The organism is Streptomyces sp. RP5T, assembly GCF_003933965.1.
Taxonomy (GTDB): Bacteria; Actinomycetota; Actinomycetes; order Streptomycetales; family Streptomycetaceae; genus Streptomyces.
Genome location: NZ_RSAJ01000133.1, coordinates 1 through 17,650, shown reverse-complemented (window position 1 = coordinate 17,650; position 17,650 = coordinate 1). Strand labels below are relative to the sequence as shown.

Genomic DNA, 17,650 nt, shown 5'->3' with positions numbered 1-17,650 from the left:
CTTCGGGTGGGTGGGTGGACCATGCCCCTGGGCGAGTTGAACCTCGGTGCCATGGCCGAGGCTTTTCAGCGTGGGTGCTGGCTCGGCGGCGGTGGGTCCGAGCGGCCGCTGCAGCAGTTGCCGGAGGGTACCGGGATGGTGCCGGTGACCCGTGTCACCGGCACCACCAGGCCTGTGCGGGTGCGGCAGTCCGCGCAGTTCGCCCACGAGCTCGGTGCGATGGCGGTACGGCACTGCGGAGGACCACAGCAGGTGACTGCCCTGACGGCCCGCGCCCAGGCCGAGGGGGTACCGCTGTGGATCGCTCGGCGACACGCGCCGGGGCCCGCCGGTCCGATCACCGTCGCCATCGACCGGCGACTGGCACGCGTGGACGTGTGGGGGCCGCAGGCACCCCCGGTACGGATACGGGCCCCGCACGGTTTTCAGCCCGATGCCGCCGACCCGTCCAAGGGGCTGTGCCTGACCATCGGGGATGTTCCGGCGCAGCTCAGCTTCAAGAAGAAGCTGCGCAAGTCCAGAAGTTCCGTCGAAGTACGGCTGCCCGAGCGGCACTGGGTACTGCGGCGGGAGAGCCCGTTCACCTCGTGGCTGCTGTGCGGTGAGCGGCCGGTCGCCCTGCTGACGTGTCCCCCGCGCCGCCCGGCGCTCGCACCGGGCACACTCCTTCGGCCACTGGCCGAGGTGCCGTACGAGAGTACCGACGCCCTGGATGCCGTCATGGCGCACGTCTTCGCCGTCGCTTTCGGGCTCGGGGACGCCACGGGTACGGCGAGGTTCGGGCCAGGCCGACGGCCGGCGGTGGGCGAGGGCGAACCGTTCGCCACCGACGCGACATGGGACCGCCCGTGGTTCAGCAACCTCGGGAGCGGCCGCAATGACAACGAGCCAGGTGGCGACGACAGTGGCGGCTGGGACGGCGACGGCGGGGACTCCGGTGGGGGCGATGGCGGAGGCGGCGACTGAGCGGCCTTCTGGACCCCCAGCTCACCGATACCGGTGACCTCGCCCTCGGCTGGAAGCGCCAGGCCACGGCAATGCGGAGCAACGGGGCAGGCAGCCGGCGAAGTCCCTCAGTCGGCCGCCCCCATGCCCCGTACTCTGATTTCACGGAGCCTGTCAGCGGCGAAGGGCCCCTATGGATGCGGGGTTGGCCGCACTGGCCCGCGTCAGGCCAGGACGTTCGTGCAGGTGATGGCGTGGGACGCGGTGGTAGGCCGGGCATTGATGTGCATGATCACGCCAACGTCCAACGTCTCTTCGGCACCATCGGTACAGGAGTCTCGTCGGCCTTGCCGCGCCCGGGTGCTGCGCGCCCGCGGGCCGGGCTCTCAGCCCACGACAACCTCCTCTTTGGAGATGATGCTTCCAAAGCTGTTCAGGTCGACGAAGTTCTTATGGTCCGGATCGACGGTCTTCAGCCAGTTCTGGCAGAGGAAGAGCGCGTTGAGGTCGTCCATCGTGTCGAACCATGTCTCGACCACCGAGTCGTAGTCCGGTTCGGGATGGTTCGGCGCGGGGACGGGATACGACACCACGAAGCGGCGGATGTACTGCTTCGCCTCCGGGATGGACATGAGGAGGGGCCTGTGGATGTTCCGCTGGTAGTGGGTGAACTCGTCATGAGTCATGCCCTCGCGACGCTTCAACGTGATGACCAGTTTGATCATGATGCCTGTCCGTTCCTGTTCGATGCGTAATGCTTCGTGGGCCTGGTATTACCGGTAAGGGATTGCGCCGATACCCGTACCAGGACCGGTCGGGTGCACAACACCGTTGACGGCAGGCCCGCGGCGAGCGGGGACTGCGGTATCGGTGATCTATGCGTCGTCACAGCAGCAAGCCTGCGCCCGGCTGCTGAGCCGATCCAGGCACCAGCGGTGCCTGGATCGGCTCAGCAGCACCCACGCACACTGGAGGTATGGACAGACAAGAGCTGGCCGGCTTTCTGCGTGGCAGGCGCGAGCACATCAGCCCTGCCGACGTGGGGTTGCCCACCGGGCCACGCCGCCGCACCCCGGGACTGCGCCGCGAGGAGGTGGCGCAGCTGGCGTTCATCTCGACCGAGTACTACACGCGCCTCGAGCAGGCCCGCGGCCCTCGGCCGTCGCGCGAGGTGCTGGCTGGTCTGGCCCGCGCCCTGCGCCTGTCGGACGCCGAGCGCGACCATCTGCACCACCTGGCTGGCGCGCCGCCCGGCCCGCCTGCCGGGCCCTCACGTGAAGTGCCACGGAACATCCTCGATTTGCTCCGGCAGCTGCCGCACACCGCGGCGATCGTGCTGTCCGCGACCTACGAGGTGATCGCCTGGAACGACCTGGCCGCCCTTCTGGAGGACTTCTCCCCACTGCCCCGGCGCGAGCGCAACCTCCTGCGCCGTGCCTACCTCGCCCCGCCATCGCGGGAGCGGCCGTTGTACGACCCGTTCGACGCGGAGGCGTTCGCCTGCGCCGCGGCCCGGCGCCTGCGGGCCACCGCCGCCCGCTACCCCGACGACCGCGAGGTGGCCACGCTGGTGGAGGATCTCCTCGCCGGCAGCGCGGAGTTCGCCCGGCTGTGGGCCGCGCACGATGTGCGCCCCGAGCCCGCCCTGCTCAAGACCGTCGATCACCCGCTGATCGGTCCCATCACTCTTACCTGCACCTTCCTCGACATCGCCGGCCGGGACCAGCAGATCGTGCTCTTCACGGTCGATCCCGGCTCTCCCGAGCAGGAGGCGCTGCGGCTGCTGTCGGTCGTCGGCACCCAGCGCATGGATGTATCCGGCTGAGGAGCCCTCGCGGGATGATCTTCGTGTGCCGAACGAAGTGGGGCAGGCGACCTCGTTCTTCAGCGCCTGGCACTCAGTGAGGTCTGTACACCTGGCGCGATCGGGAGGGCAGTCGGGCTGGCAGACAGGGGAAAGAGCTTCAATGACCTGCGACTCCGTATCCGCGAACGGCAGCGGGGCAGGGGGCGTTGCCTGCGGGGCGGACCGGCCAGGCCATGTCCCCTCACCCCGTGGCGTCACCTTGAGCCGCTGCACAGGGAGGCAGGTCACACGTCAGTGGTGGAGACAGCAACCGTGGTGGTGTCGGTTGCCGCCCCTGGGGTGTCGTCGATGAAGCAGCCGTGATCGTTGCGCAGGGTTACAGCGTCAAAGTCGCTGCCTACACAGAGTTCCGGCGGTCGATGTACAGGTCGCTGACACTGTCACGGCTCTCCCCGGTGTGTATCCGGACCGTGCCACGGCCCTCCAGGCGGTAGTGGTCGAAGGTGTGCGTGTGGCCATCCCCGTCCGACAGGGGTCACATCGCCATCCGCTGACCTGTCCAATCACCCCTCACGACATGGGGAAGGAGAGTCAGTCATCACTTGCCGGGCAAGTCCGCAGCCTTTCGGTGCGGTTGACCCCGGTTCAGGCATTCGATGACAGGCCGAGATACGTACCGTTGAGCGCTGCGAACGAGTTCACCTGGCTGCTCTCTGCGAGAGTCGTCCCGAAGCAGACCGACCAGGAGTTCGCGCCAACCCCCGAGGACGGGCACTTCCAATCGCCCAAGTGCGTGCCGGACGCGGTGTACAGATCCATACGCGCCTCCGCGCCATAAAGGCCGGCTTGGTTGTTGCGCACGATCACCGCTGCCTGGACCCCGCTTCCGCTGGACGACCTGATCGCACAGGCCTGCGCGATCACGCCGGTGGCGATCGTCTTGCTGCCGGCGCAACGCCACGTGCTGGAGCTGGAAGTGATCGGGTTTGTGTTGCCGTAAGCACGCCAGACACCGGCCGCGGCCGCAGGGGGAACGGCGACAGTGGAGCCGACCCAGGAGCGCAGGTCGTCCACACGGGTGCTGACTGCGCCGGTCCGGGTCACGGCCGGATCGGTGCCGAGGCAGCCTCCCTGCCAGGATCTGCTGCTGACGGCGACCAGCTCGGCCGTACCGCCGGCCAGGCGCACGGCCGGGCCGCCCGTGTCGCCCATGCAGACGCTCGCGCCGTTCTCGCCGGTGGTGGCGACCGTCTCCGCGGCGACCGAGTCGACGGCGAAGGTGCCGCTGTGCAGGCGCAGCGGGGCCCATTCGGTGGCGGTGCGGCCGTAGCCGGCCACCGTCAGCTTCTCCCCGGGCGTGGCCGTGGCGGCGGCCAGGCTCACGGGCGTGATGGTGGTGACGGGGCGGCTGAGCCGCGCCAGTACGGCGTCCCGTGACGGGTGTCCGACGAGTTCCACGACGGTGCGGGTCTCGCCGCCGTAGGTGGTGAGGTCGGTGCGGCCGATGGTCGCGGTGGTCCTGAGCTTGGGGGCGCCGGTGGGTATGGCGAGGCTCACGTCCGGGTTGTCGGCGAAACAGCTGGCTGCGGTGAGCAGCCAGTACGGGTGCACCAGGGCGGCGGAGCAAGCCTTCTGGCCGTCGCCGATTTCAACGCGGGCGGTGAACGCGAGCGTGCCGTCGGCCGCGCCGGTGCCGGAGACGGCGTTCGCGGGGGTGACACTCAGCGCCAGCAGAGCGGCGACGAGTGGTGCGGCGAGGCGTGTGGTGAATGCTTTGGTGAAGGGGGCGAGGCGATGGTCTCTGAGATGTCGCATGACCTTGGTTTCCTTGGTGGGAGACGTGTGGCTCACGCGCTCGACGAGCCCCGCAGGGACGGAGCTGAAGCGCCGGTGAGGGTGCTGCTTGGCCGATCTGGGCTCGGGTAGCTTGAGCTCGCTCGCCTCGCTCCGGGTCCGCGCTCGCAGTCATCGCTGTTCTCTCCGACACGTGGTGTCCATGAGATTCCGTCTGTGTGTCCGGCGGCGCGCGGGTGTTCGGTGTCGTACGGCCGGACCTGGCAGCCTGGCGTCCGGGGTGCAGGCTTTCAGGTTTCCGGTGTCGTCGGTGGTGATGAGCTCAGTGGAGGCGTGGTCCCCGGGACCCGGTGTGGTGTCCCGTGAGGACTCGAGTCACGCGCGGATCCACTTCTGCACGATGCCGGTGCGGGATATCGGTCGGTGGTCAGGCGGCCTCGGGTCGGTCCCAGATCCAGGATCCGGTGCGGGAATCCCAGGGCTTGACCGGCCGGGGCCGGTTTCTCCAGCGCGGCGCCAGGGCGGTCGCTCTCGTCAGAGGGTGATCATCACGGTGCCGCCGTCGAAGTAGGTGCCCATGTTCCTGCGCACGGCGACTTTGCCGTCCGCGATTGTGTGGACGAACAGGTCGGCCTTGCCGTCACCGGTGGAGTCGCCGAAGCGGAGGCGACCCATGTCGGTCCCGGTGACGAAACGACCCCAACCCGCACTCCAATGAGTACCCCCGTCGAAATACGTGCCCATGTTCCGACGAACAGAGACATTCCCATCCGTACCATGCACGATCAGGTCAGCCTTCCCATCACCCGTGATGTCAGCAAAGTACAGACGACCCATGTCGGTCCCGGTGACGAAACGACCCCAACCCGCACTCCAATGAGTACCCCCGTCGAAATACGTGCCCATGTTCCGACGAACAGAGACATTCCCAGCCGTACCATGCACGATCAGGTCAGCCTTCCCATCACCCGTGATGTCAGCAAAGTACAGACGACCCATGTCGGTCCCGGTGACGAAACGACCCCAACCCGCACTCCAATGAGTACCCCCGTCGAAATACGTGCCCATGTTCCGACGAACAGAGACATTCCCATCCGTACCATGCACGATCAGGTCAGCCTTCCCATCACCCGTGATGTCAGCAAAGTAGAGACGACCCATGTCGGTCCCGGTGACGAAACGACCCCAACCCGCACTCCAATGAGTACCCCCGTCGAAATACGTGCCCATGTTCCGACGAACGGAGACATTCCCATCCGTACCATGCACGATCAGGTCAGCCTTCCCATCACCCGTGATGTCAGCGAAGTACAGACGACCCATGTCGGTCCCGGTGAGGAAGCGGCTCCAGCCGGCGGACATGACGGTGCCGGCACCGAAGCTCGTCCCGAGGTTGCGATGGACGACGACCGAACCGTCGATGCGCTGGAGCACCAGGTCGTCCTTGCCGTCACCGTCGATGTCCGCCGGTGTGATCTTCTCTCGGCTGAAGACTTCCTTGACCCAGCTGCCCAGGTCGTCGACACGGGTGTCGACGGCGCCGGTGCGGGTTTCGGTGGGATCGTTGCCGAGGCATCCTCCCTGCCAGGAGCGGGAGTTGATGGCGACGAGTTCGGTGGTGCCGTTGACGGTGCGCAGGGCGGGGCCGCCGGCGTCTCCCTTGCAGACGGTCGCGCCGTCGGAGCCGTCGAGGTCCACTGTCGTGGTCGCGGTGGAGACGACGGTGAACGTGCCGGTGTGCAGCTTGTCGGGCACCCATTCGGTCTTGGTACGACCGAATCCCGCCTGTGTCAGCTTCTCGCCCGCGACTGCGGGCGTCGTCGCCAGCCCCACGGGCTTGACGGTGGGATCGGTGATCCGGGCGGCGAGCCTGACCAGGACCAGGTCGCGGTCGGCGTGCGGGACGAGCCAGAGGGCCTGCTGGACGCTCACGTTGGTCTCGGACAGGTCGGTGCGGCCGACCGTGACGGTGGTGGTGACGGCCGGTTTGCCCGCGGAGAGCTCGCCGTCCGCGGCGAAGCACGTGGCCGCGGTCAGGACCCACTGCGGGTCGATGAGGGTGCCGGTGCAGGCAGCCTGCTCACCGACGTTGACCTTCGCGACATAGTTCAGCTGGGCCGGGGCCTCGACTCCGTCCAGCGCGGAGGCCGTGGTGGTCGCGGCCGGAACGGCACCCAGGAGGACGGGGGTTGCGAGCAGGGCAGCGCCCAGCGCGGAGAGACGATGACGCCTGGAGAGATGCATGAGCGTGACTTCCTGGACACGAAGGCCGCGCGTCCCGTTGACACCGGGCCGCGCTGCGGCGGGCATGACAATCTTGGCCGTGCCTACTTGGAGGATCTGATCTCGATGAGCATGTGATCGCGGCCGTCCGGGTCCGCGGCTTCTCCGACCGGCGTCCAGGAGTTCTTGAGGACGTCGAACGACTTCTCCTCGGCACCTACGGTCATGTCGACCGCGGTCGTGTAGTCATTGCCCTTGATCGCGTAGACCGCGGGGATCTCCAGAGTCAGCCAGCCGGAGTCGCCAACCACCTTGAAGCAGATCTTGTCGGCCTTGTCGCGGGCCATGATCTCCAGAAGGCCGGCACCACTCACGCAGTCGGCCAGAGTGATGTGCCCGTCGCCGCGCTTGAGGAGGATCTTCTTCTCGGCAAGGATCTTGTCCGCCAGCGGGTAGTTGAAGTCCTCCACCGCGTAACCGGGGGTCTCCCCCGCGACCAGCACGGCGGGGCTCGCCTCCCGCGCCGCCCCGCCGGGGATGCCCGTGGCCACTGCGAGCCAAGCCAGGGCACCGACCGCGGCCGCACCCAGAGCGCGCAGCGCAAGCCGCTTGCGCTGCAGCTCAATCCGCTTGCCCTGCGGGCCAATCCGACTGCGCTGCGAATCAGCGGACATTCCGCCGTATTGCTTCATTGCATCCCCCAAGTTCGTCAACGAAGACCGGATATTCGCCACCGGTCTCGCGTTCTCGGGTGCACGGGAACGCCTTATCGGCATCGCTCTGCCGCGCGCGTTCCAACTCCCCCGTGAAGTGGCTCCCTTACGCCTCAAAGCGAGAAGACCTCGCTCCGGCGATCGCCATCCTCTTCATCATGCAAACACGAAGCCACCCCTAGGTCGAGCCTGGAGAACCACGCATACCGCCGCAAACCACATGCCCCACTCATGACCTCCGTCACACCCTGTGGAGGTTGCACCACCACTTGTGAAGCTCCTGTAGAGAAACTCCTGATGTTCTATCAGGGCACGTGCTGCGAAAATGAGTTAAAGAACGTGACGCTTAATTGGCGCACTCTGCAAGGACAGTTGATATGGTCCCGAGCGACAAGTACTCCCGACCGCACGCCACTTCACGTCCGTCGGCATTCCACCTTTCTGGGGCACCGGGAACCGCCCTGCCGGTGCGATCCGGCATGTCCAGTCAGCCGCTCACACAAAGGACTACTCTCCAATGCAGACAAGCTTCTGGAGCCGTCGCCGCGTGCTCGGCGCGCTCGCCGCCTCCGCCGCCGTGGCCTCCACACCCTTAACGCTCCTCCCCGCGACCGCCGCCGCTGCGGACAGCGCGACTCCCGAACCGGTGCCGCTGCCGGACACCGAGCGCGCCAAGGTCGTCAGGGCGTGGCTGACCGGTGGCAAGGGCGTCAAGGCCGCAGCCTCCGTGGCCCTTTACGGGTCGGACGCCGACATCCAGGCCTTCCTCACCGAGACGCTGCCGAGGCAGACCGTGGAGGACAACCGCGTCGCGATCGTCCGCAGCCTGGACCGTGCGGGCAAGGGCCTGCGAAGAGAGGCCGTCGCTGCTCTCGAGAGCGGCGACGCCGCGATCGCCGCGTTTCTGAAGGACGGCTTCAAACCGGCCATCCTCGAAGATCTCCAGGTCGCCACCACCACTGTGTCGTCCACCGGCGACAAGGCGGTGGTGCGCAGCGCCAACACCGCTCTCGACGCCGCCACCGCACCGGCTCTCACCACCTTCCTCACCGACAAGCAGTACGACGCGCGTCTGGAGGACACCCGGGTCCAGGTCAGCGCCATGCTGGTCAACGCCGGCCCGGAAGTGCAGAAGTACGCGAGCCGTGCGCTCGAGGGGACCGCCTCCGACGTGGAGTGGTTCATGGAGACCGGGCAGCACATCGCGCGCGCCCGTGACCAGGAGTCGGCGACCATCGAGGAGCTGGTGGCCCTCGTCGAGCGCGAGGGCAAGCGCGCCCAGAAGGAGACCAACCTGGCCGTGGAGGCCTCGGCACGCGCCGAGACCGCCGCCGACAAGGCCAAGGAAGCCGCCCAGAAGGCCGCCGCCGAGGCGTCCGCGGCCCAGAACGACGTGCAGAAGTCGGCGGCTGCGGCCCGGAAGGCCGCGAGCGCGGCGAAGGGCGCGGCGGACGCCGCACGCAACGCCATCAACGCCTCCAATGCAGCGGTGAACGCATCCCGCCGTGCCTCCTGGGCGGCCACCGGTGCCGCTCAGGCCGCCTCGAACGCGGGCAGCGCCGCCTCCCGTGCCTACCGGGCCGCGATAGCCGCCTCCAAGGACGCGAGCAAGACACAGGAGGCCAAGGACGCCGCGGTCGCCGCCAAGAACGCCGCGGCCAAGGCCCGCAGTGCCGCCGCCGCTGCCGACAAGGCCGCCGTCGCCGGCGACGCGGCCGCGTCCGCCGGCACGGCCGCCGCCTCCGCCGCGCGCAACTCGGCCGCCGCCGCCACCGCCGCCGCCCAGGCCGCCGCCTCCGCAGGTGTCGCCCAGGCGGAGGCCGCCGAGGCCAAGCGCCAGGCCGCCATCGCCACCAGCGCGGCCAACCGTGCCACCAACGCCGCCTCCGCCGCCCAGGCGCTGGCCAGCGCCGCCGCCACCGCGGCCCGCACCGCCCGCGACGCCGCAAATTCCGCCGCCGCCCACGCCGACAAGGCGGCAGCAGCCGCCGAGGAGGCCGTGAAGTACGCGGGCCAGGCCATCGACTACGCCAACAAGTCGACCGCGCACGCCGACGAGGCCGTGAAGGCCGCCAACGTCGCCACCAAGGCCGTCGCCGACGCCATCGAGGTGGAGAAGAACGCGCGCGCCGCCGAGGCCCAGACCCTGGAGCAGGACAAGCAGAAGGCCATCGAGGAGGCGCAGTTGCTCGCCTCCGTCGAGGCGAGCGATCTGTCCGACGTACGCGACAAGCGCCTTCTCGCGGAACGCACCGCCCAGGACATCAAGGACCTCATCACCAGAGCTGAACAGGCCCTGTACTCCGGCGACATGGAGCTCGCCGCGACCCTGGGACGCAAGGCCGCGATCGGCCTGATCGAGTCCCGGGGCGCCTTCACCCGGCAGGCCGCACAGCACGCCCTGGCAGGCTCCGACGACGACGTCTTCGCCTGGATCGACCTCGATCGGGCCCTGGCCCAGGCCCAGGACGACCGCGAGACCACCCTCCATGTCGCGACGATCGCCGCGCCGAAGATCGCCGAGGCCGCCCAGCTCGCCCTGGAGAGTTCCAGCTCCACGGCCATCGGTGACTTCCTCACCAGCGGCATGAAGAAGGCCTCCGACGAGGAGCTGCGCGTCGCGATCGGCAGGATCCTCAAGGACGGCGCGGGCAGGGCCGTCACCGCCGCCGCCAACAAGGCACTCGACGAGAACACCACCGAATCCCTCAACTACTTCTTCGACCACGCCTACCCGCTGGCGCAGCAGGAGGACGACAAGGTCCTCGCCAGCCAGCTCATCGCCACCGGTGGCGCCTTCACGAAGGCCTACGCCGAGGTCGCCCTGGAGGGCCCGGCCTGGATGCTCCGCAACTTCATCCTCGTGGTCCAGTTCAGGACGGCTCAGCTCGACCACGACACCGCCACCCATGTCGCCGCGATCCGCGGTGCCATCGCCGCCGCCGCGAAGATCGCCCAGAAGGCGCAGGAGAACGCCGCGCGGGCGACCCAGGCCGCCTATCTGGCCCGTAACAACGCCGCCAAGGCCCAGGAGTGGGCGGACAAGGCGATCGCCTCCTCCAAGGCGGCCGACAGCTACGCGGACGAGGCGCGCCGCAACGCGGACGCCGCCGACAAGTCGGCCGCTGACGCCCAGGCCTCCGCCGACACGGCGAAGGCGGCTGCCGCAACGGCCCGCGGCGCGGCCCGCTCGGCCAACTACTCGGCCAACAAGGCGATCGACTCGGCACGCGCCGCCCTCCAGTCCTCCGCTGCCGCTCAGAGTTCGGCCAACTCCGCCCGTGCCTCCGCGCTCGCCGCGCAGGCGGACGCGAAGAAGGCCGCCGCCGCGTACTCCGAAGCCAAGCAGATCGCGGCCGCGAAGCACCGGGCCGAAGTGGCCGCCGCGGCCAAGGCGGCCGCGGAGAAGGCCAAGGCGGACCGCGAGGCCCAGCGTGATCCCGCCGCCAACGACCGGAACAACCAGGTCAATCCCAACGGCACCCAGGACCCCGCCGACGCCGACGAGTGGTGGAACGACGCCCAGTTCTACGCGGACGCCGCCAACGTGGTCAGCGTCGGCGCCGGCCTGCTGGCCGCCGGCTGCACTCTCGCAGGATTCGTCTTCCCGCCGGCCTTCGCCGCAGCCGGCTTCTTCGCAGGCGTCTCCGCAGGCGCGAGCGCCATCAGCACTGTCTTCACCGGCATCGAACACGGCTTCACCAGCAGCGAATTCTGGTGGTCCGCCGCAGGCACCGGCCTGAGCCTGGTCACCTACGGCCAGAGCAAGTGGCTGACCGCGCTGAAGCCCGCCAGCACTGTCGTGAAGCCCGTCGTGGGCAAGATCGCGGGTGTGGTCGAGGACGGGGTCTCCTCCATCACCAAGGATCTCTTCGATCTGGTCGCCTGACGAGTGAGTCCCTCTCGCACGGCTCTGACGCGGTAGAGCGCGGGCGGCCGTCCACCGCTGCCCCCGGGGGGCACTTCATGTCCGGTGCCCCCCTCTGCGCTGCCACCAGGACTTCTGCGCTGCCACCAGGACAACGAAACAAGAAAGCGAGACCTGACAGACATGCATGAAAGACGCCGTCGAGGCGCATCCCGAATACGGGCGCGGTCGACCGTAGTTGCCGTCCTTGCCGCCGTGACGCTGGGACTCACCTCAGCGGGCCCGGCCACGGCACAGCAGACCGCGGACGAGAACCCACGGCACGCAGAGAGGATCGACCGGACGGGCCAGACCGACTCTACGGCCCCCCTCACCGCCACCAGCGCCTTCCCCAAGCAGTCGGGGGAACACTGTGAGGCCACGAAAGCAGGGACGAAGGAGCGCCGGGCGGGCGCCGTCGAGGCGTGTGTGAGCACGACTCCCGTCCTGGCCGCGCGCACCAAGGCACAGCCGCAGAGCCTCGCCGCCACGTCGGCCAACGTCGCAACCTGCTCGCTGGCCAGCCCCGGCAACTACTCCTACGAGCGCTTCAGTTACTGCGTGACCGGGGTGAACGTCCTCTACATCCTGCGCGACAGCAAGGGCGTGGAGCTCGGGCGCGGGACCCTGGAGGTCTCCACCAGTGCGGCACTGCCGGCGGCGGGCACCACGTGGAGCGAACACGTCACCGTCACGATGACCTCCGCCAGCGGCGAAGTCACCGCCCTAGACGCCAAGTTCCGCGCCTCCTGCACAACCGGCTGCCGTGCGACGACGACCGCACCCTGGTACGAGAGCGGTCTGGTCCTGGGCAAGACCCTCGCCGGTGACGTCAAGTACCTGTCGGCCCCAGCGTCGGGCTCCGTCGCGGAGTTCCTCACCTCGTACAAGCTGTACGTGACCTCCCCCGGCGCCACGCCCGTCGACCCGAGCGCCTCCTGGGACAACCCGCGCAAGATCCGCTGCGACGACGCGGTCGGGGGCACCTCGTCGGCGGGCTGCGTGATCCCTTCGATCATGCCCGTAGTGCCGATGAGCGCGCAGGCCTCCGATGCCGGCGGCGCGGTGGCCGCGTACGCGTGGGCGCAGAACAAGCTCAACGGCGCCTGGGGGAAGAAGGGCAGCCCTCTGACCCGGTCGACCAGCGGCGTGGCCGACCGCGCCGCCCGTACATGCGCCGGCTTCTCGCCTGAGCCGGAGCTCGTCGACAACGACTCCTGCGGTGACTTCCCCTTCGGTGAGGCGAAGGAGGGCGGTGCCGCCGGCAGCGACTGCGTCAAGGTGATCCCCAATCTCGGCAACGGCGAATGGGACACCTACGTCCTCAACGACGCCCGTGCCGTGGACCCCGCCTCACCCTGTGTCCAGGCCCATGTCACGCCCGACGAGAAGCAGTTCGCCGCCGCGCAGCTCGCCGACGGCTTCAAGAACCAACGGGTCATCGACGCCGACCAGTTCGAGCTGACGTTCTCGCTGCCGGACACCGGCCCGCACGCCCGCTGCCTGGACACCACACCGGACGGTTCGCTTCCCAGCGGCGCCGGATGGATCCTGAACACCACCGAACCGGTCCCCCACGTCAACAAGACGACCGACCCGCTGGGCCGGGCAGGAGACAGGCCGACTCGGGCTGAGGCTTGCCTGGACAGGACGGCCCCCGAGGGCACCGACGCGCAGGGAGACATCCCGGGCTGGCAGGATGCGGACAACTTCAGGAAGGACAACTCGCTCACCAACGGGCTGGCCCGGTGCCACCTGATCCCGAAGGTCGCCGGCGGACGGGGTATCGCGGTCAATCTCGTACCCTGCTGGCAGGCGGGGATGAACACGGGCACGCCCAGCATGCGAACCTACGAGGCCATGGCGCAGAAGGTCATCCAGAGCTCCGAGTCCGCCTTCGGACCGGACGACGCGATCTTCTACCGGGTGACGCCCGTCTACAACGACAGCACCAGTACGATCCCGGTGGGAGTCACGATGAGCGCTGACATCGAACGGGCCAACGGGACGACCGAGCAGTTGTTTTCCAACGTCTATGTCACCAACACCCTGAAGAACACCGGGTTGTACAACCTCGGCAACTGATCACAGTCAGTTCGCGCCATCGGGAGCCAGCATGAGTTTCACGACCCCGCCGCGGCCGCTCGACGTGACCGCGCTCTTCCCTCAACTGGCCCCGCTGGCCCGTACGGCGACCCGGCTGCATCCCCGACCCGGGTCGCCCACGCCGTACGACAGCTCCGTCGGCGGGCCGCTCCTGTGGCCCGCCGACGAGCCGTGGCCGCACTGCGAAGTGCCACACGACAGCGAAGCGTCAGACGAGATGCATTCTCCGGACGAAATCCGGCTTCTGCGTCGCATCCGTACGGCAGGGGCCGAGCGCCGACTCCGCGACCCCCAGGCTCCCGCGGTCACGTCCGAGGAGCAGGAGATCGAGCAGCGGCTCCAGAAGGGCCACCCGTGGTTCGACGGCCCGATCCCCATGATTCCCGTTGCCCAGCTCTACGCCCGTGACGTGCCCCTCCCGGGCAGCCCTCCCGGAGCGGATCTGCTCCAGGTCCTGTGGTGCCCCTGCGACCACGAGGACTTCGCACACCCCCGGACGGCCCTGCGTTGGCGTTCGTCCGCCTCTGTCACCGACGTCCTCGATGCCCCGCCCGAGCCGCCCGTGATCCAGTTCGACTGGTACCTCCCCATGCCGTGCCTGCTGGCACCCGAGCAGGTCACCGAGTACCCCAGCACCATGGAGCTGAGCAAGGAACTGCAAGAGCAGGTGGGGGACGAGAGCCGGTGGGAGGCAGCCGGATACGCGTGGGACAGCACCGGGGCGGAAACCCCGCAGGAGTTCTACTTCCGCAACCTGTGCCACGCCCCCGGGTGGAAGACCGGCGGCTGGACCCGCTGGGGCCTCACCGACCCCATGCCGCGCCCCTGCCCCGAATGCGGCACCGAAACGGTCCCGCTCCTCACCATCGCGAGCAGGGAATGGGACCCCGGCAGCAAGAGCTGGATGCCCGAGGAGGAACGGACGAATCCGACTTTGCTCCCCCTCGGTATCCGGCCCGCGAACGTCACTCTGCTCACCATCGCCGACGCCTACGACCTGCAACTCCACGTGTGCCCCGTGTCTCCCGACCATCCGCACATCGAACTCGTGCAGTGAGCAGGCCCGATGCTGCCCTCCGGGCTGCGAGATCGGCGCGTTCGTCCTCGGTGTGCGGCTCTCAAGAGCCCACCTGTGCCCGGAACACGCGCCCCAACCATCTCACCGCCCGCGGACTTCGCATCCGACGCGGTCACACGCTCCCGCGCGTCCGGCCCACCTGCGAACACCCACATGCAGGCGGAATGTCCCCTGGCCGAAACGCGGCGTGCCATCGAAGGACGCGTTCGAGCGCGGCGAGTCCGTCGCGCTCGGCCCACGGCTTCGTCAGCCGTTCGGCCGGCTGTTCTTCGCGTTCGTTCCGTTCCGCGCGCCGCGCCGTGTTAGAGCAGCCCGGGCCCAGCATGCACCCGACTCGACGCTGGCCGCGCCGGTAGTCGGCGGGAGCCTCTGCTGTACCCGTTCGAGGTGTCTTGAGTCGGCACTCGGAGTCTCCGACCCTGGCGCCACCTATCGAGAAACGATAGATTGATATCGCGTCTCGATGGGAGGAGTGGGGATGGGAAAGCAGGCTGTTTTTGCGTTGCGGGTGGTGATCGTGGCGCTGTTCGGCGGCTGCGTCGTCGTGCAGGGGGTGCTGGTAACGCTCGCGGCCCGTGGCCTGTCCGGTACCGGTGGCGGCGGAGCTGCTGCCCTGCCGGCAGCGGTGATGCTGATGGTGGTGCTCGGGATCGTGTGCGCCCAGACGGTTCTGTGGTGTGTGTGTGGCGGCTGTCCACGCTGGTGCGGCGTGGCACGGTCTTCACCCCGCCCGCCTTCCGGTACGTCGATGTGGTGGGCGGTGCTTTCGGGGTGACTGCGCTGTTGTTGTGGGCGCTGGGGGTGGTGCTGGCCCCGGGTGAGGCTGTCGCTCCGGGCGTTGTGCTGCTGATCGGTGCGGCGGGCCTGGGGGTTGCCGGTGTCGCTCTGGTCGTGCTTGTCCTGCGCATCCTGCTGGCTCAGGCGGTCGCGCGGGATGCCGAGGCCTGCCGGATGCAGGCCGAGCTGGCGGAGGTGATCTGATGCCGATCGTCGTCGACATCGATGTAATGCTGGCCCGACGCAAGATGTCGGTCGGGCAACTGGCAGAACGGATCGGGATCACCCCGGCCAACCTGGCGGTCCTGAAGAACGGACGGGCCAAGGCCGTCCGCTTCGCCACCCTGGCCGCCCTGTGCGAGGTGCTGGAGTGCCAGCCCGGCGACCTGCTGCGCTTCGAAGCCGCCGACCACTGCCCTACAGCGCCAGCTGCTTCACAGCCGCGCGATCGCTCGACATCGACCACATGGTCCCACTGGCCTGAGAGATGATCTCGACCACCTCCGCACCACATGGCTGCGAGACTGGCGCGGCGTCATGGGCCTGGCCTGCCTCACCCTCGTTCCCGTGGCCTCAGAGCCGTGAAGCCCTCCATCCTTCGTTCTCGGTGGGGGCGTCCGGGCTCGGAGCCGCACAGCGCGCCCCTCTGTGTGGTCTGTGACACCGCTGTGACCGGAGGTGTGGGTTCCACCACAGCCCTCAGGCAGGAGGCCTGGTGGGGTGGGCAGATGCCGACCGTCTCCCGCACCGCATCGACCGTCCTCGCCGCGACCGTGCTGCTCGCCGCCTGTGGTGCCCAGAGCACCTCGCCGGGCACTGGAGACGGCGAAGCCCCGGTCCGGGCCGAGGCATTGTGCCCTGCGGACTCCATGCCGTACGGCGCTACGCCGCGCTCCGAACCGTCTCCTCGCCCCTCCGGCACGCCGTCCGCACTGCCCCTGCCCTCCGCCGGCCGGACGACCGAGGACGACGTCAAGATCACCGCGTTGTACGCCTGGGGCCCCGAAAGCGGCTGTGCGGGCGTCGACTACAGCGCGGACTTCGAGCTAACCAACCACCAGAAGGCAAAGGCCACTTACACCCTCACCTTCGGATTCCTCGCGGCGTCCGGCGGGGCCGTCGAGAACGGGGAGCAGATCGTCGAGGCGGTCGCGCCCGGGCGGACCGTCAAGGGCACCGTCGTCATGCGGCGGACGGCCGGGAGCGCGCCCGCGGTGACGGGTGTGGAGGTGCGCAAGGTACGCAGCGTGCCCGAATCCGAGGTGTCGTCCGCCGCAGGCTCCTGCCCGAAGTCGGGCGTGCACCTCTACGCCGACCAGGGGAACGCAGCCATGGGGCTGCGGGTCGTCGGTCTGCACCTGGTCAACTGCGGCACACGGCCGTACCGGCTCGATGGCCGTCCGAAGCTGGAACTTCAGAACGCGGACCACGAGAGGGTGAACGGCGTACGGATCCTGCAGGGCACCGAGGAGATCAGCACCGGGCTCGGAGGGGACGGCGCCCCGCAACCGGTGGTGCTGCAGCCGGGTGAAGCAGCGGTGGCCGACCTGGCCTGGCGCAACACCACTCAGGCCGGCGACGCGGTGAACGCGCCGTACGTCCGTGTGTGGGCCGCGCCCACGGCCGATCCCGTGACGGTCGTGCCGGAGCTCGATCTCGGGACGACCGGACAACTCGGTGTCGGCTCGTGGCGCAAGGACGAGACGTACCGGGGCTCCGCCGACACTCCCGCCGCGCGTCCGTAATCGCGCTCCACACCGTGATCGCCGGCATGCCCGTCGGGCGCCCGCTCGTGCACCCGAGGAACGCACCCGCACTCGAAGTCGTGCTCTTCACCGCTCCCCTGGTGACCGCAGTCGCCTGCCCTTCGTCGACGTGCACGAGCGGCAGTTCAGCGCCGTAGCCATCGCGGTGGTGTTCGTCGTGGTGGTGACCGCACTGACCGGACTGCTCACCCACCCTCGTCTGCCGGCCTGGACGAAGACGACCGTGTTCTGCACGGTTCCGGCCGCAGCGCTGTCCTGACTGCTCGTCGTCACGGCGGACGACACGCTCCAGGACCCCGGCGAGGATCCGTGTTCCACGTAATACGGAGGGGCGGCGTCTCGAGAGCGTTCCCCCTCACGGGCATACGGCCGCCACGACGGCGGCAGCACTCAAGACCTCGCATCCGGTCCCCAGCGATCCGCAGGCCTTCCTCACCCACGACTGGGCAGAACGCGCCTTCGCCGAATTCGCAGAAATGGCTCACGGCATACAGGCTCCCTGCGCCGAACCCGCCCCCCGGGCCAATCGACTCC

At 68.8% G+C, this 17,650-nt stretch carries 12 protein-coding genes and 2 pseudogenes; 9 read left to right on the top strand and 5 right to left on the bottom strand.

Features of this window, described 5'->3' with window-relative positions; genetic code table 11:
- Positions 1-966 (top strand): hypothetical protein (locus EHS43_RS16620; RefSeq protein WP_221740735.1); only part of this gene is annotated, 966 nt, incomplete at its 5' end.
- 365 nt (positions 967-1,331) lie between these two features.
- Here EHS43_RS16620 and EHS43_RS16615 read toward each other — a convergent pair.
- Complete coding sequence (locus EHS43_RS16615; RefSeq protein ID WP_125191543.1) at positions 1,332-1,670, bottom strand: EthD domain-containing protein; 339 nt, start codon at positions 1,668-1,670, stop codon at positions 1,332-1,334.
- A 251-nt stretch (positions 1,671-1,921) separates the two neighbouring features.
- Here EHS43_RS16615 and EHS43_RS16610 point away from each other — a divergent pair, with 251 nt between their 5' ends.
- The gene (locus EHS43_RS16610; protein ID WP_125191542.1) at positions 1,922-2,770 is read left to right on the top strand and encodes a helix-turn-helix transcriptional regulator; all 849 of its coding nucleotides are present in this window, start codon (positions 1,922-1,924) and stop codon (positions 2,768-2,770) included.
- A 266-nt stretch (positions 2,771-3,036) separates the two neighbouring features.
- Here EHS43_RS16610 and EHS43_RS47775 read toward each other — a convergent pair.
- The 4 genes and pseudogenes from EHS43_RS47775 to EHS43_RS16590 all read right to left on the bottom strand — a co-directional run.
- Positions 3,037-3,284 (bottom strand): annotated as a pseudogene (locus tag EHS43_RS47775) (hypothetical protein); the annotation flags it as partial.
- Between the two features lie 113 nt (positions 3,285-3,397).
- On the bottom strand, positions 3,398-4,567 hold the full coding sequence (locus tag EHS43_RS16600; RefSeq protein WP_125191541.1) for a trypsin-like serine protease: 1,170 nt from the start codon (positions 4,565-4,567) through the stop codon (positions 3,398-3,400).
- Positions 4,568-5,080: 513 nt separating this feature from the next.
- A complete protein-coding gene (locus tag EHS43_RS16595; RefSeq protein WP_125191540.1) occupies positions 5,081-6,856 on the bottom strand; it encodes an FG-GAP-like repeat-containing protein in 1,776 nt (591 codons plus the stop codon).
- Positions 6,857-6,873: 17 nt separating this feature from the next.
- Positions 6,874-7,443, bottom strand: coding sequence for a hypothetical protein (locus EHS43_RS16590; protein ID WP_260470566.1), 570 nt, complete (start codon positions 7,441-7,443; stop codon positions 6,874-6,876).
- Positions 7,444-7,999: 556 nt separating this feature from the next.
- On the opposite strand from EHS43_RS16590, the gene EHS43_RS16585 reads away from it, so the two are divergent.
- The 7 genes and pseudogenes from EHS43_RS16585 to EHS43_RS46485 all read left to right on the top strand — a co-directional run bounded on the left by EHS43_RS16585 (position 8,000) and on the right by EHS43_RS46485 (position 17,375).
- Positions 8,000-11,371 carry an ALF repeat-containing protein gene (locus tag EHS43_RS16585; RefSeq protein WP_185806278.1) on the top strand — a complete coding sequence of 1,124 codons (3,372 nt, stop codon included), beginning with the start codon at positions 8,000-8,002 and terminating at the stop codon, positions 11,369-11,371.
- Positions 11,372-11,818: 447 nt separating this feature from the next.
- Positions 11,819-13,474, top strand: a complete 1,656-nt coding sequence (locus EHS43_RS16580) for a DNA/RNA non-specific endonuclease (RefSeq protein WP_260470565.1) — start codon at positions 11,819-11,821, stop codon at positions 13,472-13,474.
- 31 nt (positions 13,475-13,505) lie between these two features.
- Positions 13,506-14,552 carry a hypothetical protein gene (locus EHS43_RS16575; protein WP_125191538.1) on the top strand — a complete coding sequence of 349 codons (1,047 nt, stop codon included), beginning with the start codon at positions 13,506-13,508 and terminating at the stop codon, positions 14,550-14,552.
- Positions 14,553-15,051: 499 nt separating this feature from the next.
- Positions 15,052-15,554 (top strand): annotated as a pseudogene (locus tag EHS43_RS16570) (DUF2975 domain-containing protein).
- Entirely contained in the window at positions 15,554-15,841 is a 288-nt protein-coding gene (locus tag EHS43_RS16565) for a helix-turn-helix transcriptional regulator (protein ID WP_260470564.1), read from the top strand. Before EHS43_RS16570 ends, EHS43_RS16565 begins: the two are co-directional and overlap by 1 nt.
- A 237-nt stretch (positions 15,842-16,078) precedes the next feature.
- The gene (locus EHS43_RS16560) at positions 16,079-17,095 is read left to right on the top strand and encodes a DUF4232 domain-containing protein (protein ID WP_125191537.1); all 1,017 of its coding nucleotides are present in this window, start codon (positions 16,079-16,081) and stop codon (positions 17,093-17,095) included.
- Positions 17,096-17,225: 130 nt separating this feature from the next.
- Entirely contained in the window at positions 17,226-17,375 is a 150-nt protein-coding gene (locus EHS43_RS46485) for a hypothetical protein (RefSeq protein ID WP_185806277.1), read from the top strand.
- The last annotated feature ends 275 nt before the right edge of the window (positions 17,376-17,650 follow it).